The sequence below is a fragment of the Rhodopirellula baltica SH 1 genome, from assembly GCF_000196115.1.
GTDB classification, from domain to species: Bacteria; Planctomycetota; Planctomycetia; order Pirellulales; family Pirellulaceae; genus Rhodopirellula; species Rhodopirellula baltica.
Genome location: NC_005027.1, coordinates 6,469,727 through 6,492,131 on the forward strand (window position 1 = coordinate 6,469,727; position 22,405 = coordinate 6,492,131).

General features: G+C 56.3%; 17 protein-coding genes. 9 read left to right on the forward strand and 8 right to left on the reverse strand.

Annotation, left to right across the window (positions count from 1 at the left end; translation table 11 throughout):
* The first annotated feature begins 96 nt into the window (after positions 1 to 96).
* Together RB_RS24925 and RB_RS24930 are read left to right on the forward strand one after the other, a co-directional pair.
* Positions 97 to 675: a hypothetical protein gene (locus tag RB_RS24925; protein WP_164922478.1), complete on the forward strand. Its 579-nt coding sequence runs from the start codon at positions 97 to 99 to the stop codon at positions 673 to 675.
* Positions 676 to 732: 57 nt separating this feature from the next.
* Positions 733 to 2,934 carry an acetylxylan esterase gene (locus RB_RS24930; RefSeq protein ID WP_011123527.1) on the forward strand — a complete coding sequence of 734 codons (2,202 nt, stop codon included), beginning with the start codon at positions 733 to 735 and terminating at the stop codon, positions 2,932 to 2,934.
* A 142-nt stretch (positions 2,935 to 3,076) separates the two neighbouring features.
* Here RB_RS24930 and RB_RS24935 read toward each other — a convergent pair whose 3' ends face one another.
* The 3 genes from RB_RS24935 to RB_RS24945 form a co-directional block, all read right to left on the reverse strand.
* Positions 3,077 to 4,315: a formylglycine-generating enzyme family protein gene (locus tag RB_RS24935; protein WP_011123528.1), complete on the reverse strand. Its 1,239-nt coding sequence runs from the start codon at positions 4,313 to 4,315 to the stop codon at positions 3,077 to 3,079.
* Positions 4,316 to 4,426: 111 nt separating this feature from the next.
* Positions 4,427 to 5,233: a 2-phosphosulfolactate phosphatase gene (locus RB_RS24940; RefSeq protein WP_011123529.1), complete on the reverse strand. Its 807-nt coding sequence runs from the start codon at positions 5,231 to 5,233 to the stop codon at positions 4,427 to 4,429.
* A gap of 53 nt (positions 5,234 to 5,286) precedes the next feature.
* Positions 5,287 to 5,652 (reverse strand): CPXCG motif-containing cysteine-rich protein, encoded by a 366-nt coding sequence (locus RB_RS24945; protein ID WP_231845965.1) that lies wholly within the window; start codon positions 5,650 to 5,652, stop codon positions 5,287 to 5,289.
* A gap of 50 nt (positions 5,653 to 5,702) precedes the next feature.
* Here RB_RS24945 and RB_RS24950 point away from each other — a divergent pair, with 50 nt between their 5' ends.
* On the forward strand, positions 5,703 to 6,728 hold the full coding sequence (locus RB_RS24950) for a leucine-rich repeat domain-containing protein (protein WP_011123530.1): 1,026 nt from the start codon (positions 5,703 to 5,705) through the stop codon (positions 6,726 to 6,728).
* Positions 6,729 to 6,740: 12 nt separating this feature from the next.
* On the opposite strand, the gene RB_RS24955 is transcribed toward RB_RS24950, so the two are convergent.
* Together RB_RS24955 and RB_RS24960 are read right to left on the reverse strand one after the other, a co-directional pair.
* Entirely contained in the window at positions 6,741 to 8,207 is a 1,467-nt protein-coding gene (locus RB_RS24955; RefSeq protein WP_164922479.1) for a DASH family cryptochrome, read from the reverse strand.
* A gap of 17 nt (positions 8,208 to 8,224) precedes the next feature.
* Positions 8,225 to 9,769, reverse strand: a complete 1,545-nt coding sequence (locus RB_RS24960; RefSeq protein WP_011123532.1) for an ABC transporter substrate-binding protein — start codon at positions 9,767 to 9,769, stop codon at positions 8,225 to 8,227.
* A 143-nt stretch (positions 9,770 to 9,912) separates the two neighbouring features.
* Between RB_RS24960 and xylB the strand changes: the two genes are divergently transcribed.
* The gene (gene xylB, locus RB_RS24965; RefSeq protein ID WP_011123533.1) at positions 9,913 to 11,442 is read left to right on the forward strand and encodes a xylulokinase; all 1,530 of its coding nucleotides are present in this window, start codon (positions 9,913 to 9,915) and stop codon (positions 11,440 to 11,442) included.
* Positions 11,439 to 12,608 carry a glutamate 5-kinase gene (gene proB / locus RB_RS24970; RefSeq protein WP_007331575.1) on the forward strand — a complete coding sequence of 390 codons (1,170 nt, stop codon included), beginning with the start codon at positions 11,439 to 11,441 and terminating at the stop codon, positions 12,606 to 12,608. Before xylB ends, proB begins: the two co-directional genes overlap by 4 nt.
* An 88-nt stretch (positions 12,609 to 12,696) precedes the next feature.
* Here proB and RB_RS24975 read toward each other — a convergent pair whose 3' ends face one another.
* The gene (locus RB_RS24975) at positions 12,697 to 13,647 is read right to left on the reverse strand and encodes a glycosyltransferase family 2 protein (protein WP_164922480.1); all 951 of its coding nucleotides are present in this window, start codon (positions 13,645 to 13,647) and stop codon (positions 12,697 to 12,699) included.
* A gap of 226 nt (positions 13,648 to 13,873) precedes the next feature.
* Here RB_RS24975 and RB_RS24985 point away from each other — a divergent pair, with 226 nt between their 5' ends.
* Entirely contained in the window at positions 13,874 to 14,872 is a 999-nt protein-coding gene (locus RB_RS24985; RefSeq protein WP_011123535.1) for an aldo/keto reductase, read from the forward strand.
* 416 nt (positions 14,873 to 15,288) lie between these two features.
* On the opposite strand, the gene RB_RS24990 is transcribed toward RB_RS24985, so the two are convergent.
* Entirely contained in the window at positions 15,289 to 16,611 is a 1,323-nt protein-coding gene (locus RB_RS24990) for a DUF1552 domain-containing protein (RefSeq protein WP_011123538.1), read from the reverse strand.
* Entirely contained in the window at positions 16,608 to 19,703 is a 3,096-nt protein-coding gene (locus RB_RS24995) for a DUF1592 domain-containing protein (protein ID WP_164923037.1), read from the reverse strand. Before RB_RS24995 ends, RB_RS24990 begins: the two co-directional genes overlap by 4 nt.
* Before the next feature lie 240 nt (positions 19,704 to 19,943).
* Here RB_RS24995 and RB_RS25000 point away from each other — a divergent pair, with 240 nt between their 5' ends.
* From RB_RS25000 to RB_RS25010, 3 genes are all read left to right on the forward strand, one after another.
* Positions 19,944 to 20,648 (forward strand): tetratricopeptide repeat protein, encoded by a 705-nt coding sequence (locus RB_RS25000; protein ID WP_007331569.1) that lies wholly within the window; start codon positions 19,944 to 19,946, stop codon positions 20,646 to 20,648.
* Entirely contained in the window at positions 20,645 to 20,914 is a 270-nt protein-coding gene (locus tag RB_RS25005) for a WXG100 family type VII secretion target (RefSeq protein ID WP_007326182.1), read from the forward strand. The genes RB_RS25000 and RB_RS25005 overlap by 4 nt, the downstream gene beginning before the upstream one ends.
* 325 nt (positions 20,915 to 21,239) lie before the next feature.
* Positions 21,240 to 22,295 (forward strand): sugar phosphate isomerase/epimerase family protein, encoded by a 1,056-nt coding sequence (locus RB_RS25010; protein ID WP_011123542.1) that lies wholly within the window; start codon positions 21,240 to 21,242, stop codon positions 22,293 to 22,295.
* Positions 22,296 to 22,405: the final 110 nt, after the last annotated feature.

Genomic DNA, 22,405 nt, shown 5'->3' on the forward strand with positions numbered 1-22,405 from the left:
AGACGCAATGCAGGCGAGTTGGCTGAGGGTTAGACTTGGTGTTGTGTCCTCGACATCATGATCCATTGCAACACCTTATCGCACCCGACAAGACGAATGAATTCAGATCCTTCTTCCACTCCGAACATGCAGCATTCTGACTTGAGCGATTCAAGGGATTCAAGTGGCACGACCTTGGCCGGTTGGGCGTTCCAAGGAATGGTGATCACGTTTGGATTGACGATGGGGTGTGTGTTCATGGGCGTGATCCTTTGGATGATCGGGGCAGACGAACCACCGGAAGAGAACCAAACGATCTTTGTTTTGATTGGCGTGGTGGCCTTGGTTGCCAATACGGTGGTCGCGTTTCTGGTACCGGCCATGTTGCGATCTGCGGCGGCGACGGAATTGAAATCGGCCGATGGAGCAGTCGCCTCCGCTCGCACTTGGGCCCAATGGCCTGAACGGGAACCCATGCCACTGCCTCTGAGTCGTTTTTGCCAGACCGATCAAACGGCTCGGTTGATCGGGCAGGCGGTCATGGAAGGCACCGCGGCGATCAACTTTGTGATGATGTTTTTGACTCGATCGCCAGTCAATTTGTTGTGCGCCCTGTTCGCTTTGCTGGGCGTGGTGGCCATGTTTCCAACGGTCGGGCGGATGCGAAATCGCATCGCTTCGGCTTTGGAAGCCTAAACTCAATGCACAGACTTCCCTCCGCTGTTCAGCACCCCTCCTACCGATGAATCCCACATGAAAATTCTACGGACGAAGAAACTCGTTTTACATCCGGTGTTTCGAGGCGGGGTCGCCACGCTGCTGGTGACATTCGTGTTGCTACCCGTCGCTGCCGTGCGAGCCGAAGAAACGGCCACAGATGCACCTGTCAATTCCGAATCGTTGCCCGAACTGAAGACGCTCGATGGGCATTTTCCGTTTGAGGTTCCTGAAACGCTCGAGCAATGGGAATCACGGGCGGAACAACTGCGAACGCGAGTTGCGATGGCAACGGGGCTGCATCCAATGCTGCCACGACCACCGATCAAGGCGACCATCCATTCCGTGGTGAAACGAGATGGTTTCCAAATCGAAAAGGTTTACTTCGAAAGTCTGCCCGGGCACTTCGTGACTGGGTTGTTGTTCCGTCCGACAGGTGACAGCGTTGCCCGCGGATTGAACTCGGACGGAAAACGACCTGGAGTGCTTTGCCCGCACGGGCACGGTGGTCGGATGATGCGCAACAATGCTGACAAGATGAAGCAGCTGATTGAAAGCGGCGACGAGATGTACATGGAGTCGGGCAGTCATCCCAAGCTGGCTCGCTGCGCGACGTTGGCCCGAATGGGGTGTGTGTCGTTCATCTTTGACATGGTTGGATATGCCGATTCCGTGCAACTCAGCTACGAGTTCGCTCATCGTCGACACGCGACTCGGCCCGAGGAAAATGTTCCGGCCGGTTCTGATCCTGAATTGTTTTTCAGCACACCAGCCGAAGCTCGATTGCAATCCATTCTTGGCCTGCAGACCTACAACGCGTTGCGTTCCTTCGACTTTCTGGCATCCCTCGACGAGGTCGATCCGGATCGCTTGGCGGTCACTGGCGGCAGTGGCGGTGGGACTCAAACGATTCTTTTGGATGCATTGGAACCTCGAATCGCGGCAAGCTTTCCCAACGGAATGGTCTCGACATCCATGCAAGGCGGTTGTGCCTGCGAGAACGCTTGCTTGCTTCGGATCGGCACGGGTAATGTGGAATTGGCTGCGTTGATGGCACCCAAACCGATGGGAATGACGGCGGCGGACGACTGGACCATCGAGATGATGTCGGATGGGTATCCCGAACTGAAGCAACTGTACGGGATGATGAATCATCCTGATCATGTCTTGTGTGAATCATTGGTGCAGTTCAAACACAATTACAACTATGTGACTCGCCGGATCATGTATGGATGGATGAACGAACATCTGAATTTGGGGTTGGAGACTCCCGTCGTCGAAACTGATTTTCCTGCGATCACTGACGACGAAGGTGCGGTTTGGAATGACGACCATCCTGCGCCAACCCAGCGAGGTCCGAAGCACGAACAAACGGTGTTGGGTTGGTGGAACAACCAGAGTCAGCAATTGCTCGAAGATTGTCTTGGGCTGTCGGCAACTGAGAACGGTTTTGATCAAACGGTCCGCCCTGCTCTGGCAACGCTGTTCGATTTACCTATCCCCGAGACTTCGAGTGTGTCAGTGTCATACTCGGATCCCATCGAGCATGATTCCGGAGCGACGTTGGTTTCTGGAGTCGTGACCGATGAGGCTCGCCGGCGTGAGATCCCAATTCGAAAGTGGGTCTCACAATCAGGCGACAAAGCCTCCTCCGGTGGAACGGTTCTTTGGGTGCACTCGGCGGCTGACGAGACCACGGACACTCCAGAGTGGTCGGACGCATTTTCGGCTCAGTTGCGGCAATCGAAAGCCGTCATTGTGATCGACATTGCGGCAATGCCCACGGACGCTCCCGAAGGAAAGCAGCGAACGAATCCACAACCGCGGCGTGCGTCGGCGGCATTCACCTACGGCTACAATCGACCGTTAGCCGCCACTCGATGCGGCGATGTTTTGGCTGTCATCGCTGCCTTCCAAGACCCGCCGGGAGGTGTGAGCTTGGTGGCACCCGAAGGTTCCGCTGCTTATGCCTTGCCAGCGGCGGCAATCGCCGGCCCGTTCCTTGCTGATGCGACGATCGCTGTCAATGGATTCCGTTTCGCGGACCTGCAGCATCAGGATGATCAGCACTTCGTGCCCGGAATCGTGAAGTACGGTGACGTCGATGCGTTGGCCGCTTGGCGTGCTCCGTATGCGTTGACGATTCAGGATTCAGAGGAAGCCGAATGGCCGACGACAAAAGCGATCTACGACGCGCGTGACGCGTCGGACCAAGTCCAGTGGCAAGTGAATCGTTGAGTCTGGGCCAATGTGGCGGAGACTTTCCGCCATGACGCTCGGAAAGAAAAACCACTGCGCGCATGAAAAAGGCCCGAGGGGACTCGGGCCTTGTGCCGCACGACATGAGATTCACGCCGTGCAAAGTGCCTTTGTTACCGAATCATTCTTTGGCTGCTTCGGGAAGGTCTTTGTCGACCAAGCCCCATCCGCCACGACCGCCGGAGATACGGCTCTCGACATCGTCAACGGTTTCGAGAGCGGTTGGTTCCCAGAAGTTCTTGAGGGCTTCGCGATCAAGTGGTTCCAGTGAACGGAACAAACGGAAGCCGACTCCACGAGAAGGATCGTCGGTGAACCACCAAGGGCTTTTAGGGAAGTTTGGATCTTCGTTCTTCCACTCGTCATCATCGGATGCCAATCGAGCGGCACTGCGAAGTTCCGGTGGATCACTTTCCCAGCTGCCACCGCGAGCGACGCATGGCCAAGGATTTTCAGGCCAACGAACCGCGTCGATTGCATTGTCGACCGGTGATTCCTTCAACCACTGGTAGCCTTCTTCGGAATACTCATTGACGGTCCACTCAGCGGCATTGCCGTGCATATCGTGCAAGCCAAACGGGTTGGGCTTTTTGGTTCCGACGTGAGCCGGGCCCTCATACGAATTGTCGAAGTACCAAGCGTATTCTTCGATGTCGTCGGCGCTATCGCCCCAACTGTATGCGGTCTGGGTTCCACCGCGAGCGGCGTATTCCCATTCAGCTTCGGTTGGCAAACGGTATTGATTGTCCGTGATCAGGCTCAGCCATTTTGTGAATTGCTGGGCAGCGTACTGGGTCATCGTCACGGCAGGTTGTTCCGGTTCTTCGCCGTATTCGTAGGTAAACGATGGGTCGTACAACTCGGTCGGTGCCGTGATCGAGTCAGCCTGGTTCGATTCGTCGACGGTGCGGATACCGTCGGCTTCGAACGATTTGAACACGGCGTACATTCGCATGTATTCCTTGTACATCGCCCAAGTCGTTTCAGTCTTTGCGACCCACATCGGCGAGACGTTGATCTCAACGGTTGGCCCTTCGTCGTCCCCACGTGGATCCTCATCCTCGGGGCTGCCCATCGTGAACTTGCCACCGGGAACCGGGATCATTTCGAACGTGATGTCGGTGCCCGGGATTTTTTCCGTGTAGGGAACCATGAACCGACCATCGCCCAGATCAACCGATGGACCTTCGGCAGGTTTTTCGCTCGCGATGCCAACCGTCGACGCCTGGCTGGAATGGACAGCGGTGTCTTGGGCATGCGCCGTAATTGGGGCACCGGAAGGGAGGATCGACCCAGCTGCCATCGAGCAGACGGCAGCGATGCCGAGTGGGCGGAGAGAGCGTTTCAAATCAAACGTCATAGTGTGACAAATTGAACAAGTGAGTGGATCGGAAGTCGTTTTCGCAACGATTGAGTTTAGTCGAAAAAACCGGCAAACTGAATGCGTTTTCGAAGCGAATGTGGTCTTGGATCAGCCTGCCACGAACCGGGCGGGGGAGCGTTGGTCCCTGGTTGGAACCAGTTCAAAGACGTCAATGCTTCCGCAATCGACCAAATCACCGGCGTAGTTGGCGGCAATCAGGTTTTTGCCACCTTGGGTCAGTTTCAACCGTTCGGCCAGCGTTTCGGAACTGTTCACGCCATCGTGCGTGATGCAGTGCTGCCATGCTGAGAGTGCGATCGCGCCCGAATCGTTCAAAAGCTCGATGGGACCGTCGTAAAAACGCGGCGAATCTGCCAGTCGTTGGTGGCACATCGCAATGATTGCCCCGGCCAAAAGCACGTCTTCCGTGGTCACACATCCGTTTGTCCCCGCACAGACAATCCTGGCGAAACTTGCTTCGTTGGGGTTGGCCGCATGCCATTTCACCAATCGATCAATGACGGCGGACAAGTTCGCAAAGCAGGCCAGCCACATCTGTTCGCATTCTTGGGCAGCCTGAATCGCGGCGGTTCCGTTGGTCGTTGTCAGCACCAAATCGCGGTCACCGATACCGGCGGGAGAATACTCGCCTGGGGAATTTCCGTAGTCGAATCCCACGATCGGTTGGCAGCCCCGTTCGCCACACAGCAATGGCTTGTTTTCTGGATCCGCAGCGGTTTTCATCGCGAAAGCCTCTTCAATCTCGCCGCAGGTCGTGATCGATTTGGCTCCAGCGGACAACGCGGTCGTTGCAACGGTGGTCGCCCGCAAAACATCGATGACCACGGCGACCGAAGCGGGGGCTCGTTCGGATTGACCAGCGGCATTGGGCGTTAGCCAGGTTTCGATTTTCATGGTGTTTGGGATTGGGGGATGATGTCAAATGGCGTGAGAGGCGGGCACGGTGATCAATAGCGATCTTGTTCGGCTTCCGCCCACACGTCGGCGTGATCGGAATCGTCAAAATGGACATGAATCACGCTGGGGCTACAACAGACCGGACAATCTTCGACATACTGTTGGTCGCGTCCAGCGGCGATGTCGAGCGGAATCACGATCTCCTCCCCACAATTGTCGCAGACATAAGTGCCATCCAGTGCCGCGTCCGTGGCGGTGGGGTCGGGCGAGTCCCAGTTGTCATCCTGCGGCAACGGGTCGTCGTTGAGCAACCGCTGCCACTCCGGTACCAGATCGCTGGGTGATTCCTCGCCGATCCGTTTGTCGCGTCGCGTTTGGCTCGCATCGTCGAGATCATCCGAGTCGTGGTGGTTCATGATTTCAACAACTTCCATTTACATTTCACAGTTCACTCACCGGAGTTCCGATGAATTTCACACAAGTTCGGCTCGCACAAAGCTTGCTGGTCGGCAGCCTGTTCATTGGAACGCTCGGTTGCGGAGTCAGCAGCACCAAAACCATTCCGCTTCCACCTGCCGAGCAATCCGCTGCGGATGATTTGGCGGAAGCAAACTTGGCGACGGCCTGGGATGATATCGCGGGTGCCAAGACGAAGTTGCGAGGCGACGACGTCGTGGTCGTTGATCTTCGGGAAGTTGCCGAGTCGGATTTGGACGGCGCGGTGAAGCTGCTTTCCAATACCAGCACGGTCAGCGAGTTGTTTATGCCCGCTGCGGCATGGTCCGACGGAACGGTTTTGCGATTAGCCGCCTTGCCTAATCTGAAACGTTTGCGAGTTTATGGCAAGGCGTTCGATGACGCGAAAGCGAAATCGATTTCCGGTTTGCCAGCCTTGGTCGCGGTCACGTTCCAGGACACTTCGGTCACCGACGATGGTGCAAGTGTGCTTGCTGAGTTGAACGAGTTACAAGATGTCTCGTTGATGAAATCACCGGTGACGGACAAAACGCTCACATCCATTTCGACGTTGCCCAAATTGACGAAACTCAATCTGCGTGGCACCAAGATCACGGGCGAGGCATTTGAGCCAATATCAAAGTTGCCGCTCGAAAGTCTGGAGTTGGCAGAAACTGATTTTGGTCCCGAAGGCATGCCCGCAATCGCGAACATCGAGGGGTTGGAGAAAATCAATCTTTGGCTCACCAAGATCGACAATGAGTCGCTTAAAGCATTCGAAGGGAAGACATCGCTCACTGTTTTGAACGTCGACAACTGCCCCGCCATCACTGAAGAAGCGATCCCGGTGATTGTCTCGCTGCCTCATTTAAAGTTGCTGCACTTGGGCAAGACAAGCGTTTCACCCGACGCTCTGCCTCAACTGAAACCACTGCAAGAATTGGAAACGTTGTTCGTTACCAATCTCGGTTTGGAAGAGGAGCCTGCTAAAGAACTCGAAGCAATGTTTCCAAATCTCAAGCGTTTTGAGTATTGAGTCGTTAGTCAGTCAGTGGCTGGCGGCTTTGGCTCGCATGTAGATGGTTTCGTTTTCCTTCGCGGAGTCAAACAGGTCGACGATCGGATGCGGGTACTCCTTTCCGAGCGTGGCTCCGACTTCCTGTTGGCGCTCCGGTGACATCTTCCACGGTTCGTGAATCTCGGTCACGTCGAGGTCGCGAAGTTCGGGCAGCCAATGTTTGGCGTATTCGCCTTGGCTGTCATAGTCTCGGGACTGCTTGGTGATGTTGAAGAATCGAAATCCGCGTGCGTCATTGCCAACACCCGCGGCATAGTTCCAATTGCCGTAGTTGCTGGCGACGTCGTAGTCGACCAGTTGAGATTCAAACCAACGAGCACCCCACCGCCAATCAATCCCAAGGTTCTTCGTCAGAAAACTGGCGACGTTTTGCCGGCCACGATTGGACATGTATCCGGTCGTTCTCAGCTCTCGCATGTTCGCGTCGACCAGCGGGTAGCCGGTCGTTCCGTCTTGCCAACGGCGAAACAATTCTCGATCAGATTTCCAATCGACATTCACCCCGCGTAGACCGCCGGCGCGAAAAAGTGTTGCGCCGTGTTTGCGAGAGATCCAACGAAAGTAATCACGCCAAAGAAGCTCGAAGATCATCCAATAGGTGGATTTGTTTTTGACGCGTTCTTCTTCGTACCGACGAACGTGATCTGCAATCATTCGCGGTGAAAGGCAACCTTGAGCGAGCCAAGGTGAGAACTTCGAGGAGTCGTTTGGATGCAGCATCCCATTGCGAGTTTCTTTGTAGACTCGCAAGCGGTCTTCATTCCAGATGTATTCCTCCATCCGTTGCTGCGCCGCGTTTTGACCACCGGTGAATTGATTCAGACAACGATCATCCAGTGGCGGTGTCGATAGCCCAAGTGATTCCAGCGTTGGAATGTCCCCGGCGTTCACTTCCTCCGGCAACGTACCGTGGATTCGAATTGGTTCTTCGAGCGGTGATCGAGCCTCACACTGTTTTTCAATTTCCTTGCGAAAGTCGGTGAAAAGCTCGGGGGTGTCCGCAATCTCAAATGGCAATTCATCGGGATGGATCAGGGTGTCGCCATAGGCAACGTGAGTCGCGATGCCATGCTGGTCGCAAAGTTGCTGGACGGACTCGGCCGTGTCGGCTTCTTCGGTTCTGGGTTCATGATGAAAATGAACCGCGTCGATTGCCAGTGAAGGCAGAAGATGCTGCAAGACCGTTTCGGGACGGCCGACTCGCACGATCAATTCCCCGCCGAGCGAACGCAACCGCGAACGAAGGTCCGTAAGGTTTTCGATCAGAAATCGGGCACGGAATGGTCCGGTGCGTTGGAATCCCAGTTCGGTTGTTTCAAACTGCCGCGGGTCGATGCAGTGAACAGCAAAGCAACGGTCGGCAGTCGAGGCGCGGAGGAAAGGTTCGTGGTCAATGGTTCGAAGGTCGTTTCGAAACCAAACCAGTGCGTTCGCCATAACATGCCAATCGGTTGTCAAAGAAGTCCGAGGGCCCGCTGCCATGAACGCTTTTGTTTGGTCACGCCGTACTCTTTGTGCAGTTCGGACCAGGATTTGGAAATCGCGGCGCAAGCGTCCTCAGGAGTTTGGCCGCCTGTCAAGCATTTGCGTACTTCGGTGTCCAAGGTCGCGAGGTATCGATCGCCGCCGACCAGGTTGAGTGGCGGCATCACGTTTGGGTTTTGCCAAGCCGATCGAAGCCATGGCTGATAGTTCCCACCGGCTGCGTCATCGATGGATGAGCTGGACGTCGGATGCTGTAATCCAGGAATCGAGCGGTACAACGGTTCGCTGCCTTCGCCTCCCGCCAGCCATTTCAAAAATTGATTGGCCGCCGCGGTTTGTCGGCAGGATGCGGCGAGAGATCCAACGATGGTTTGCGGTGCAAACACGACGCGTCCGGTTCGTTCCAGCTTCACCCCGTCGGCATCGACCACGTCGGACTCGACGATCGGGAACGCGGCGACTTGAACATTGCTGGTCGCAGCGGCTTCGTCGTCCGCGTCGGTCCGTTCGGTTTTGTTTTGTGGAAACCCGATGCCAGCGACCAGTTTGCCGGAGCCGACATTGCGGAAGACTTCACCGGGAGTCATCGGTGACTCAGGGCCATGTTCGGCGGTGGCTACCATTTGACGCAGCACATCGACGTATTCCGGTTGCGTCAGCAACGGTTCCAGCGTGTTGCGATCGAACAACCAAGTGGCAGTTAGGACCGACGCCAACCGCCACAAGTAAGAAACACCGGCCCAGCCTTCCGCAGTGGGCTCTGCGACCTGACCGGGGAATTCCGAGGCGAGTTGCTCGAATGCTTGCCAAGTGATGGTCGATGAAGACGATACCTTGCTCGTTGCTTTTTCGCCGACCAGCATCGCGGGCAATGATCCACCCAAGCACTTGGCTTGTAATTCTCGCCCGTATGTCGTCGCCACGCGGACCGCGGGCGGATCCACTTTGTTTGCGCTGAAATCGGTGTCGTCGTTTGAGCCGGTGTCGGCTTTCAGCGGTGGCATGACGAGGTCACGCGACACCATTTCGCCGAGCTGGCTGAGTGGATAGGCGATCACATCCGCCTTCGCCGCGGCGGCCCAGATCGACGGTTTGTCGCCCGATGGTTCTGACGATTCGCCGGTATTCGAATCGCTTGGCGGTGGGATGACGGTGATCTTCAGCGGTTGCTCACTGATCGATTGCCACGTTCGGCGCAGTGTGTCGGCGTCGGCATCGGTTCCTGTCCAAACCACACGCAGCGGAACGTCGGTGCGAACGGCGGGAGTCGATTCGGATTTGTCGCTCACGGAAGTTTCGCGGCAACCGGCCAACACGGCGACTCCGGCGGCCGACGTCCAAGCCAACCACTGCCGTCGTCGCCACACAGAAGGCTGGGCGCATTCAGGCTCGTGAGCTTGGTTGGAAGGCAAATTGTCGCCACCCCGGTTCGGACCGCCCGCGGCGAACGAGGTGGTTGGGGACGCATCCCGATCGGCAGATTCAATCTTCGCGAGGCGAGTTTTCGCAGACATCGTGGGGGCTCGTGGGACGTCGTTCTGAATGTTGGTTGCGTGGTTGAAAACGCAAGTACGCGTTATACTGCCTGCCAGTTCGCTTTATCGGAGCGGCTCTCATCCCCCTCGTCTTTGATCTCACTGTACTGAAGCAGCGCAATATGGCTCATTATCTCGGCATCGACATTGGCACCAGCGGCACGAAGACCCTGCTGATCGACGAAACCGGCCATGTGGTTGCCGAGGCGAATGCTGAATATCCCATGGAACAACCCAAACCGGGTTGGACCCAACAGGACCCTGAGCACTGGTGGGCAGCGACGAAAAAGACCGTTAAAGCGATGATGAAAAAGTCGGGGGTCGACAAGGCCGACGTGAAAGCGATTGGCTTGTCGGGACAAATGCACGGGTCGGTTTTCCTGGACCGCGATGACAATGTGATTCGTCCGGCATTGTTGTGGAATGATCAACGCACGGCAGATCAGTGTGATCAAATCACGTCCGCCGCTGGGTCGCGTGAAAAGCTGATCGGCATGGTCGCCAACCCGGCCCTGACCGGATTCCAGGCACCAAAAGTGCTTTGGTTGCGAGACAACGAGAAGCGTAACTTCGACAAACTCGCGAAAGTGTTGTTGCCTAAGGACGACATCCGCCGGCGACTGACAGGCGATTATGTCACTGAAGTCAGCGATGCCAGCGGCACGTTGTTTTTGGACGTGAAGAAACGCGATTGGTCGAAGGAGTTGCTCGGCAAGCTCGATTTGTCGACTGACCTCTTGCCTCGTGTGGTCGAGTCCGAAGACGTCACCGGCACGCTGACCAAGGAAGCCGCGAAGGTTCTCGGGCTGACGACGCAGTGCAAGGTTGTCGGGGGTGCGGGCGATTGTGCCGCTGGCGCGATCGGCAACGGCATCGTAAAATCAGGTTTGCTGAGCACGTCGATCGGAACCAGCGGTGTGATGTTCGTTCACAGTGACGAACCCAACGTTGATGCCTCCGGGCGACTCCACACGTTCTGTCACGCCGTCCGCGGAAAGTGGCACATGATGGGTGTGAACTTGACCAGCGGTGGTTCGCTGCAATGGTGGGTAGATCAAGTCGTGCAAGGTTTGGCGGGCGTTCCCGCAGCGAAGCGGTTCGAAGCCGCCACGGCGGAAGCCGAAAAGGCAATCGCCGGCAGTGGCGGGATGCTGTTTTTGCCCTACTTGAACGGTGAACGAACACCACACGCGGATCCAAACGCTCGCGGTGCGTTCGTTGGTATGAATCTCACCCATGATCGAGCGGCAATGACTCGAGCGGTGATGGAAGGCATCACATTTGCACTGCGTGACAGCCTCGAAATCATCGAGTCGCTCGGTGTTCCTGTTCGCCAAATCCGCGCCAGCGGTGGCGGCAGCAAGAACGTTTTTTGGCGTCAGATGCAAGCCGATGTGTTCGGCAAAAAGATCACGACCTTGAAGGTCGAGCAGGGACCAGCCTTCGGTGTCGCCTTGCTCGCCGCAGTCGGCGATGGTGCTTACAAGCACATCGCACAGGCGTGCCAAGCGACCATCGAAGTGGCTGCCGAAACCAAAGCGGATCGTTCCGCGAAACTCACTTACAACAAGCTCTTTCCTGTCTACCGATCTCTGTACGGCAGTTTGAAAGACGACATGCACCAACTGGCTGAATTGCAATCAACAAATTGAACGAATCTTCAGAAGCAAACGATCTCGCCATTCGGCGTCAGATCATCGACGAAACCAAATGCGTGGTGGTCAAGGTCGGCACGCGAGTTCTCACGACATCGGACGGCAAACTCGATCTCGAACGTGTGGATCGACTGGCGGAACAGCTTTGCCGCATCGCCGACACCGGACGTCAAACCATCATGGTCAGTAGCGGTGCCGTTGGTGCCGGCGTTGCCAAACTGGGTTTGCCGCAGCGTCCCACCGACCTGAAATCTTTGCAGGCGATTGCCGCGATCGGACAAGCCGATTTGATCGGCGCGTACGAAAAGTCGTTGCAGAAGCGAGGTCGACATGCCGCTCAGGTTTTGCTGACCCGAAATGACCTTCGTCGTCGCAGCGGTTACTTACACGTGCGAAACGCGCTCAACGGAATCGATGAGTTGGGAGCGATCGCGGTCGTCAACGAAAACGACTCGGTCGCCGTTTCGGAACTGAAGACGACCTTCGGCGACAACGATCGTTTGGCCGCGCAAGTCGCGGGGCTATTCAACGACGTGATGCTGATTTTGCTGACGGATGTTTCCGCACTGTACGACGGTCACCCCGACGAAAAAGACAGCCAGCCGATCCACATGGTTCACGATGTGGACGATGGTGTGATGGCGTTGGTTGACGATCAAGTTTCGACCGTCAGTAAAGGTGGCATGGGCGGAAAGCTTCGAGCTTCCAAGCTGGCCAACTCGCACGGGCATCCCACCATCATTGGATCAGGTACCGAGGAATTTGTTCTCGACCGAATTTTCGCGGGTGACGCCGTCGGAACACTGTTTGTGCCTCCGAAGCGTTCGCTCAAAGGACGTCGACGTTGGATTGGCAGTTCCGCCAATGTCGCCGGGACGTTGTTCCTCGACCAAGGCGCAGTCGATGCCATCCAAAAGCACGGCCGAAGCCTGTTGGCGATTGGAATCCAGCGTGTGGAAGGGACGTTTGCCCACGGGAACGTGGTCCGCTTGGTCGGTCCCAACGGCGAAGAGTTCGGGCGTGGACTATCGAACTATCGCAGCCACGAAGTGGCCCGAATCGCTGGTAAACCCAGCGAGCAAATCGAATGGATCCTCGGGCATCGCCCTTACGAGAACGTCATCCACCGCAACAACTTGGTGTTGCGTATTGTTCCCGAGTGAGTCGTCGGCTGGGCTTCCGAGCACTGAGCGATGGTCTTGGAAGACCATCGTACGGGGTGTCGGCTGAACTGGTGCGCAAATCGTCTGGTTAAGCCGCACGCCGAAGCGGTTCGCGATGCACTGAGGTCATCGGCAGCGTTTCAGGATTGTCGTCCACCGACAGGACGCCAGCCGTTTGCACGGAACGTGAAATTGCGTTTCCGGCCAGCGGAGCGGTCATGCGTCGAAGGCCCGAGACCAAACTGGATGGACGCATACCGCCTGCCAGTGTGGTTGTGAGCAAACGCTGCACTCCGCGACCCCATCCAGCTGATCCACCACTCCGGAGGTGATCCGAGAGGGCTTGCAGTCGGCGGTGGTTTTGGTGGATGCGAAGGTCGTAGTCGAGCACTTCGGTTTCGAAGTCGACACTCATCACGCTGTCTTCGGCAACGACGCATCGCCAGCCGGCTTGCGTGGTCAAGTGACCATAAGTGAGCGATGCTTCGATCGTATCGGTGCCGCGATAGCTGATCGACAAGCTGCGAAGCAAATCACGACGCCAGAACGATGCAGCCAGGAAGGCACCTTCGACGCGAGCAGCGGCTTTGCGAGCGACTTGTTTTTCGCCAAATCCGATTGGGCCGCAGGCGGATGAGGCGGTGGTTCGCCATCCAGCGTGCTCGATGCGTTGCGTTTCCGAGTCACGGACCACGGGCACGACCACACCGGTTTCGTGGCCTTCGAATTGTGCGAGAGCTGCGTCGGTCCAGTTTTCCGTCGCAACGTGGCCATCCGCGACGACGTGAACAAATCGGCCCATCGCCAATTCAGCGGCTTCGGAAATCTGGCGCAGGACGCTGGTCGAACCACTGTCGACAAAACGAACTTCGTCGCCCAAATCAAACGGGTCGTCATAGGTCCCGTCATGAGGCACAATCACCTCGCACCCATCTGGGCGATGCTGCAATACGCTTGCGAGCGAGGATTCGAAAGCCGCGCCATCACCACCATGAGGGACGACGATCGACAAACGCGGGATGTTAGACAAATTTCGCACCACTGCACCTGCCAAGGATTCTGCTTACCGGGCCGACCGAGACCCTCGGTTCGCCGCTGAGAAAGGATTTCGGACGCAACCGTGATTCCAGTTGAGACGATCGGTCCGGTTCATCTCGAAAGCCGGCAAGTTCCTTTTGAGGCAGACGGACCGACCCGATAATCGTCATCGCTTTCCAGACCCGTTCCATTTCCACCCGCGAATCTCACCACGTGAAACGTTTGCTATGAAACAAGTCTCCCTTGGTCATGATGGTTTTCCCGTTTCGAGACTCGGATTCGGGGGGTGGGCTCTTGGTGGACAATGGGGCGCTCAAGACGACGAGGCTTCTCTCGCTGCACTGCAGCATGCCATCGAACATGGGATCACATTCATTGATACGGCGCCGGGTTATGGGGACGGTCGCAGTGAACAAGTCATCGGTCAGTTTCTGAAACAGCTGCCCGCCTCGATCCGCGAAAAGATTCACGTGGCGACCAAAACGCCACCTTCGGAAGGCCCTTGGCCACCCAGCCCATATTGCCGTTGGCAGGACCGTTACGGTGCGGCCTACATCCGTGCTAACGTCGAAGAGCGTTTGCGAAACCTCGGTGTCGAATGCCTCGATCTGTTGCAGCTGCACTCATGGACATCGGCTTGGAACGACGATCCGCAGCCATTGCTCGTGCTGCAAAAGCTTCGTCAGGAAGGCAAAATCAATCGCATTGGTTTGTGCACCCCCGAGCAAGATCAGAACTGCGTGATTCAGTTGATGCGAGATGGATTGGTCGACGTGGTTCAGGTCGTGTTCAATATCTTTGAACAAGAGCCCGCGGCCCAGTTGTTGCCGGTTGCGGAAGAAACGGGCACTGGTGTCATTGTTCGCGTTTCATTGGACGAAGGTGCTCTGACCGGCAAGTACTCAGCCGACCACCAGTTTCCGGAAGACGACTTTCGATCCGGTTACTTCGCGGGCGATCGCATGCAACGGACAACAAAACGAGTCGATGCCATTGGTGATGATTTGAAAGAGTTCGGATTGGACGAGCATTATTCACTGGCCGCTACCGCAATTCAGTTTGCCATGTCGCCCACCGCGGTTCAAACCGTGATCGTCGGCATGCGAAATGTCGAACAGGTCGCATTGAACGTGGCGACGGAAGCCTTGCCGGCATTGCCTGAGGAATTCCTTCGTCGTTTGCAATTGCATCAATGGCGTCGCGGCGTTTGGTACAGCGGCAAGTGATCTGAGTTCAAACCTTTCATCGAGTGAACCCCGATAACGCTGTACGATGGGCTTCCAAGCCCGTCGATCGTCACCTGTCGTCGCTCCGCGACTGGGTGTGTTCGGGTGATTGAACAACCGCGGAGCGGTGGCAGTTGTCAGCCTCGGGTTTTCAACCCGAGGTCTCGAGCGTCACCCCCTTCGACTCGGCAAGCCGCGGAGCGGCCACAGGTGAGAGGACGGATTGATTGAAAAAGTGAAATTGTAAATTGCAAATTGTAAAATCTGGGTGGCTGGGGCGCTAACCGAAGAAGACAGGCGGCGGCACTCATCGTGCCGCATGTAGCTGGTGTGGGGCGTGCTGACCCTTCGAGGTTTCATTTCGACGGGCTTGGAAGCCCATCGTACGCGGATTGGGGCGGAGGCTTCGAGACCGATCACAGTCCGGCGAGCCGTTTTTCGGCGTCACCGAATTCGTCGAGTTCGACTCCCATGCGATCCATGATCGACAGGTACATGCTGCACAGTTTTCGGTCCTCGTCGGACTCTTCGAGGTAATCCAAAACGCGTCCGGATTCTAGGCTTCCCGACAAACCACCGGTCAGTAGCACGGGCAGCTTGCTCGAATCATGAGCGTTGCCTGACCACATGCTGGACAGGAACAGCAAACATGAATGATCCAAGACCGTGCCGTCGCCTTCCGCCATCGCGTCAAGCTTGCCGGCCAAATACGCGTACTGGCTGCAGTAGTATCGCGAGATTCGTTCGTAGGCATCCGAACGATCGCTGTGCGAAGCGGAGTGGTGCGTCGATTGGACGTCCAGGAACGGATAGAACAATCCTGACAAATCGCGGTTGAGCAACAGTGTCGCCACACGAGCTTTGTCGGTTTGGAATCCCAAGGCAACGATGTCACACATCAATCGCATGTGCTCTCGGATGTCTTCCGGCAATCCGTCGTCGGGACGTTTCATTGCATGAATCGGTTTGCCTTGGTCTTTCGCTCGGTCGCTCGCTTTCGCATGTGCAGCCCGCATTGACGCCGCTCGTTTCTCGACCTCACGGACGCTACTAAGAAATTCTTCTAACTTGGCTCGGTCGGACACGCTGACTTGTCGTCGCAGGGACGCCGCGTCCTCACCTACTCGGTCCAGAATACTCTCGTTGCGGCGGCTGCCTTGGTTGTCAAACAGCGCGTCGAAAGCGAGCGATGGGTAGACCTCCATTGGCACTGGCGAAGTCGCGTTTTGCCACGAGATATGTGAGCTGTACGCCATCGAGAAATTGGTCTCGTGGTATCCCGTGACCGGTTGCTCACATCCGAGAACCAAACTCGGAACCGCCGTTTGGTTTTGGAAATGATTCGCGAGAACTTGGTCCATGCTGATGCCGCCGCGAAGTTCCGAACCCTTCTTAAGCGACGCACCTGAAAGAATGTTGCCTGTCTGCCCCGGGTGGATGCCGACTCCGGTGGCGTTCTCGTTGAACAGCCCGGTGATGAAGTTCAGTTTGTGCTTGAGCGGTTCCATGGGAGCCAAGCTTTTACCCAGTTCCATGTCTTTGCCAGATCCTTTGGCCCACCAGTGATCGGCATTGATCCCGCAACCCATGAACAACGCGGCAAAGCGTTGTGGGGTTTCGGCGGCATCATGCCCGACCATCGTTTCGCGGCCCCAAACTGGGATCGATTCCAACCAAGGTAAAGCCATGGCTACACCGGCGCCGCGCAGCAATGTTCGTCGATTGACAGCAGGATTCATGGAGAAGGTTCCGTTTCTGAATGAGGAGCGTTGTCGACGGAGGCGAGTTGAACGCGTTTGTTGCGAAACGCGGGGCTGGTCACGATCGTTTCGATCATGGATTGAAAACGGTATTCATTGGCTTCTAAGTTGGACTGCATCTCAGCGATCAAGGATTCATCTGATAGCTGCAAGGAACGTCCTAGTGCGAAGGCTAAAAGCTTGCGACACAGATGTTCGACGAAGTCCTTCTCACGGTCGCGGCGAATGTAATCTTTCAGGCCCTCGATGCCGTCGCCCTGGCCGCCATCGGGGAACACCACGCTGGCGTCGATCAAGCGTCCACCCAGGTCCGCGTCTCGCATTTCACCGACGGGACCGTAGCCTTCGAAAACCAATCCCATCGAGTCGATTCTCTCGTGGCATCCCGCACAACTGGGGTGCTCCCGGTGGCGAGCGAGAGCTTCGCGAATGGTCAGGTCACCTAGTTTGGATTCGTCTTCAGGCAATTCCGGAACTTCGGCGGGAGGTGCCGGAACGTGCTCGCCGAGGACTCGCTGGACAACCCAATTGCCTCGCTGCACGGGGCTGGTTCTCAGTCCCGGCGAATTGCGAGTCAAGAAGACACCCATCGGCAACAAACCGCCTCGTCCGTACTGGTTGGCATTGGGTAGTTGGACCCAATCGTCATCGGAGTCCGACGCTTCCATCAGCGAGTTAAAACTTTGCTCGTCGATGCCATAGTGCGATGCCAGTTCTCGATTGACGAAAGTGTGATTCGCGTACAGCAGATCGAGCACGGAACCGTCACGTTGAATGAAATCGGCAAAGAATCTGAGTGGTTCTTCCAGCATCGACTGCCGAAGGTCATCCGTGAACGTCGGGAACTTTTCTCGGTCGACTCCTTTGTGTTGATCAAAGCGTCGAAAGTTCAACCAGTTGCCCATGAATTCGCGGACGAAGCCTTGGCTGCGAATGTCACTCAGCATCCGATGCGTCTGCTCGGCGAGGACTTTAGGTTCTTGCAGTCGATCCTGTGCCGCGAGTTCCATCAGTTGTTCATCCGGCATGCTCGACCAAACGAAGTAGCTCAAACGGTTGGCCAACGAATGCGAGTCCAGTGGTTCGACACCGGACGGCAACTTCGAGGCATTCGCGTCGGAGTCGGCCAGTTGATTGGTAGGGTCGACGCGGTAGCAAAAATGAGGTGACATCAAGATCCGCACGACGCAGTCGCGAATGGATTCTTCGTGATCGAGTTCGCCTTCGGTTCGCAAGTATTGATAGAACGCGAGCAGGGAATCTTTGTCAGTTTGTTTGAGCGGACGGCGGTAGGCTCGCTCGGCAAACTGCAGCATCGCTTCGAGTTGAACGGGTTCGGATTGTTTGCGGATTTTTTCGAGTGAGCGAAAGGTTTTTGACATGTCGTCGAAATAGCGCCGGATCGCCGCGAGGGCTTTCGGGCTCGCTCCCACGCGTTCGGCTTTTGCCGTGTAGGCATCGCACAAACCACGGACCTTCTCTTCCGCAATGCAGTCCTTGTCCTCCGCGCGGTATCGATCGAACACGCGATCACGCATGAACTTCGAGTCGGTTCGGTCGAACCAAATGAAGCCAGCGTATTGACGCATGGGAGCGGAAGTCACGAAATCGAGTTCCAGCCAAAGGCGATCCAGCGTCTCGCGTTTGTCGTCAGTCAACATCAAGTCGCAAAGGGGAGCGTCGTCGCGGAAGTATCCCATTTGGCTATGGAAACCGGCACTCAAGAAGCGGCCCTTGAGATTCTTCTCCTTCTTTTGGTCCAGGTACACGCGAGCACGTTCTGAGACCAGGAACTGGTCCGGAAAGACGCTGCAAAAACGATCCAGTTCATGCGAGAAAGCCTCCAGGTCGGTCTCTGATTCGGGCACGGTCATGGCCGTGACGACGGCGTCTTGTGCTGGGATCTCGAATCGACTGGGATCGAAACTCTTCATCAGATCCGACAGTGGAGGCAATTGATCTTTCGCGAATCGCCGACGATTCGCGACAAATTGCCGGTTCTTCCAAAGCACCAGCGATTGGGAGCCCGGGTTCATGTCCGGTGCGGTCAGATTGGGGACATCAGGAATTAATGATTCTCGCAGCGACTCGATGAAATTTGCAATGGTGTCGCAGTGTTCTCGAGCTTCGGTATCCGTGAGGTCCTTTTGAGTGACGTCGTTCCACATTTGTTTCAACGCGGCAATGGGACCGATGGTCGGTTGATCATCATCGTCGCGTTTGTTCTCGAGCAACTCGTTCAGAACGCGGCAGTACTTTGCGCTGACTCCATGTTGTCGACATCGTTGGTCGAGCGGAGTAGCGGATGAGGACTGCTGATTCTTCCAGACAACGAACAGATGGTCCGAGATCTCAGTGTTTTGTTGCCGATAAAAATCGATGATGCGGTTGACGCAAAATTTGTCGCGATCGGTGGGCGTGATCACCGGGTGAGGTGAGAACGCCAGCCCGGAGGGTGTGATCGCCATGTGCTCGCCAACACGGCGAGCTGCCTGAAGGTACTTCTTGAGCAATGCGGGAGACATCGTCAACGATTCACCGGAATTGTCGAAGCCGGCTTCGTTGGCTGGGTCGATGGGAAAGTCCGCTGCGGGGCGAATGTCGACGCCGGTCAGATCACGAATCGTGCGGTCGTATTCGGCACTGCTGAGCCGACGGGCGAGAACCAACCCGGGATCACCGCTGGTCCGTTTTGCTTCCGCCGCTTTGAGGGACTCGATCCAAGCGATCACAGCGTCGCGTTGTTCCGCGGAAGGCTGGACGTCGGAATCTTCCGGTGGCATATCACCGACTTCCAAACGGTCCAAGACAACCGCCCAGTGACGAAACCGTTTTACGACATCGTCGATGTTTCGGTCAGCACTGAGATCGAGATCCCCTTCGGCGGTTTCGTCGTCATGGCACTGCAAACAATTCTGTTGCAGGAACGGCTGAACCGTATCTTGAAAAGCGGTTTGAAGGGCGTCCGATCCTTGAGCGGTGGCGCAGCAACAGCTAACAAAAAGGATCAGTATGAGTCGCATGGAATGCATGGCCGCGTTGTTGTTAGGAGGGAACGCGAATCGGGGCATAGGGTGCGGGAGGACCGCGGCGGGTACGATCGAGGTCGAGAGAACCATCGAACGGGTTTGTCATGATAGCCCATTCCCAACGAGAACGGACCGGTAAACCAAACTGGGGGGCAGCAATTTTGCAATCCGGGCTCGCGTCATCCATACTAAGTGGTCTCTTCTGGCAACGTCAGTCTCGGTTCAGTTCCGGTTCGCTGGCCAATGCCCTGCTACATGATTCTCATCTCGAGAGCGTTTCTTATGACCGCTGTTCCCACCAACGAAGGAAGCGAGGCGACCGCTGGGCCGACGCGGCGTCAGCAACTGGAACATCATCTGAAGACGTGCCCGACGGATCGTGATGGGTATCTGGAACTGGCCTCGATATATCGCGAAGAAAATCGGCCGTTGCAGGCAGCCAAAATTCTGAGTCAGGCCCATGAAACGTTTCCGGATGACTCCTCATTGCTTTGGGAACTTGAAGAAGCCCAGTTGGCTCGATCGGTGCAGCAATTGGTCGAAGTCCGTGACTTGGCGACTCGATTGGGCAATTCATCCGCGGATCACGAACTTGAACGTGCGACCGCGGATTGGGGGAATTGCCGGCTGAAAGTTTGCCGTGCCCGGTTGGCCCGAGATCCATCGCTGACCTATCTGCGGATGGTTTTGGGAGAAGCTCTCTATGACCTGGAACGATACGACGAAGCGATCGATGAGTTGGAACCTCTGCTGGATTCAGAAACCCATTCGCCGGGAGCTTACCTGCTCACCGGTCGCTGCCAATTGTTGCTCAGCCAAGACATGGCGGCGATGAAGTCGCTGCGTCAAGCGTCGATTCGCCGCGCGGTCATTGGTCCCGCAAAAACTCGCTCGGCTGCCTTGAAGTTGCTGATCGACTTGGCCGACCGTCATGGGCTCAGTGCGAGTTTGCAGTTCTATCAACAATCTCTTCAGGCGATTTCATGAATCAAGCTATCGGTGATCCGGATCAAATTCGCCAATTTGCATCGCAGTTGGCTCGGTTTGCGGAAGAACTGCGGCAGCGCGGAACAGGGTTGTCGGCGCAGATGAACCAACTGGAACAGAGCTGGCGGGATGATCAGCAAAGAAAATTCAATCAAGAATTCCAGGATCAACTGCGGCAGTTGCAGCGTCTCGTGCAGGCCACCGACGAGCACGTGCCGTACTTGATGCGAAAAGCCGACCAATTGGACGCTTATCTCGGACGTTGATCGTTGCTGAGAGGCGTCAGGCCAATGCTTTCCGTCTGAGCGGCGACGCCCAAATACGTTGAAACCGCTTTCAATGCCATCCGCTTCATGACGAATCTTCTCAGATTGGATGGCGTACCACGTCGTTAACATCACGGGATCGCCGAGGGGTTCTTGCAACGAGCGGTCGCAATGTCCACGCTAGTGACGCGGGAACGAAAAAATCCGACGCCCCATTCACTCAAATGCCGCTTCAGGCACTTCGGTGATCTGGCCGATACTTCCCGTCTAAACTTGCGATTCAACCTGACCGCGACCCCACTCTGTTCAAAGGCACTTCCCGACGATGAGCCAGCACCCGAACTCGTTTCCAAAATTGCACAACGCTGCTTGGCCCGGAGTGGTCGGCAAGGGCGACGACGATGCCAACCCCATCATTCCTTTGGATGAAATGCTTGACCTGACCGCTGCGGCGGAAGTGGATGGGCGGAAATTTGATGGCGTCGATTTGTTTTTGTTTTCGCCTCACGTTTCCATCGACGCCGATGACGAGGAACTGGAAGCTTTGGCCGAAAAGGTTCGCAGCCGATCGCTGAATATCGGAACCGTTGTCGCTCCCGTCTGGGAACCCACCGGTGGCGGCAGTGCGGGCGGCAGTCCCGAAGAAGTCGATGCGTTCTTGAAACAAGTCCGCAAGGGCTGCGAGATCGGCAAGAAGCTGCGTGAACTCGGCGTGCGTCCCTACGGATGCATTCGTTTGGACAGTGCGATGGGAGTGGCCGATTGGGTCAAAGATCCCGAAGCCAACCAAAGCAAGATCGCCGACACGTTCAAAGCCGCGTCGGACATCGCTGAAGAGTACGACGAACGCCTCGCCGCCGAAGGCGAGATCTGCTGGGGCGGCATGCAGTCCTGGCGAAAAATGGTTGATCTGCTGGAACGCGTTGGCCATCCCGAGCGATTCGGGTTCCAAGCCGACATGGCACACACGTTGTTGTACTTGCTCGGCTACAACGCTCCCGAAGATGCGATTTTGCCTCAGGACTTTGATTGGTCCGACGAAGCGAAAAAAGCGGCGGCGTTGAAAGAGTTGACCCATGCCCTGCGGCCTTGGACGATCGACTTCCACGTTGCACAGAACGATGCAACCGTGCACGGCACGGGCAGCCACGACAAGACCGGACGCCACTGCTTGCCCAATGATCCCAACGGAAAGTTGGACATCGCCAAAGACGCTGGTTACTGGCTGCGTGATGAGCATGGCGATGTGTTGCAAACCTGCAAACACATCTGCTGGGACGGATGCATGTTCCCCAACGATGTGATGCACAAACCTGAAACCTGGAACGATATCTTGGCAGCGATGCTAAGCGTTCAAGATGCCCATGGTTGGAACGAGTGATTCTTTCGCTTTCGAACGAACCAGCGTTGCAGGTTGCGACGCACTGAAACGTTCCGGCTGACGAGCACCTGCTCTCCAATAACATTCCATTCTCCTACTCTCCCCCAAAT

Bases quoted from the DNA above. Each gene is read 5' to 3' on its own strand.
- RB_RS24925 (WP_164922478.1), top strand. From the start codon at position 97: ATGAATTCAGATCCTTCTTCCACTCCGAACATGCAGCATTCTGACTTG.
- RB_RS24930 (WP_011123527.1), top strand. From the start codon at position 733: ATGAAAATTCTACGGACGAAGAAACTCGTTTTACATCCGGTGTTTCGA.
- RB_RS24935 (WP_011123528.1), bottom strand. From the start codon at position 4,315: ATGACGTTTGATTTGAAACGCTCTCTCCGCCCACTCGGCATCGCTGCC.
- RB_RS24940 (WP_011123529.1), bottom strand. From the start codon at position 5,233: ATGAAAATCGAAACCTGGCTAACGCCCAATGCCGCTGGTCAATCCGAA.
- RB_RS24945 (WP_231845965.1), bottom strand. From the start codon at position 5,652: ATGAACCACCACGACTCGGATGATCTCGACGATGCGAGCCAAACGCGA.
- RB_RS24950 (WP_011123530.1), top strand. From the start codon at position 5,703: ATGAATTTCACACAAGTTCGGCTCGCACAAAGCTTGCTGGTCGGCAGC.
- RB_RS24955 (WP_164922479.1), bottom strand. From the start codon at position 8,207: ATGGCGAACGCACTGGTTTGGTTTCGAAACGACCTTCGAACCATTGAC.
- RB_RS24960 (WP_011123532.1), bottom strand. From the start codon at position 9,769: ATGTCTGCGAAAACTCGCCTCGCGAAGATTGAATCTGCCGATCGGGAT.
- xylB (WP_011123533.1), top strand. From the start codon at position 9,913: ATGGCTCATTATCTCGGCATCGACATTGGCACCAGCGGCACGAAGACC.
- RB_RS24985 (WP_011123535.1), top strand. From the start codon at position 13,874: ATGAAACAAGTCTCCCTTGGTCATGATGGTTTTCCCGTTTCGAGACTC.
- RB_RS24990 (WP_011123538.1), bottom strand. From the start codon at position 16,611: ATGAATCCTGCTGTCAATCGACGAACATTGCTGCGCGGCGCCGGTGTA.
- RB_RS24995 (WP_164923037.1), bottom strand. From the start codon at position 19,703: ATGCCCCGATTCGCGTTCCCTCCTAACAACAACGCGGCCATGCATTCC.
- RB_RS25000 (WP_007331569.1), top strand. From the start codon at position 19,944: ATGACCGCTGTTCCCACCAACGAAGGAAGCGAGGCGACCGCTGGGCCG.
- RB_RS25005 (WP_007326182.1), top strand. From the start codon at position 20,645: ATGAATCAAGCTATCGGTGATCCGGATCAAATTCGCCAATTTGCATCG.
- RB_RS25010 (WP_011123542.1), top strand. From the start codon at position 21,240: ATGAGCCAGCACCCGAACTCGTTTCCAAAATTGCACAACGCTGCTTGG.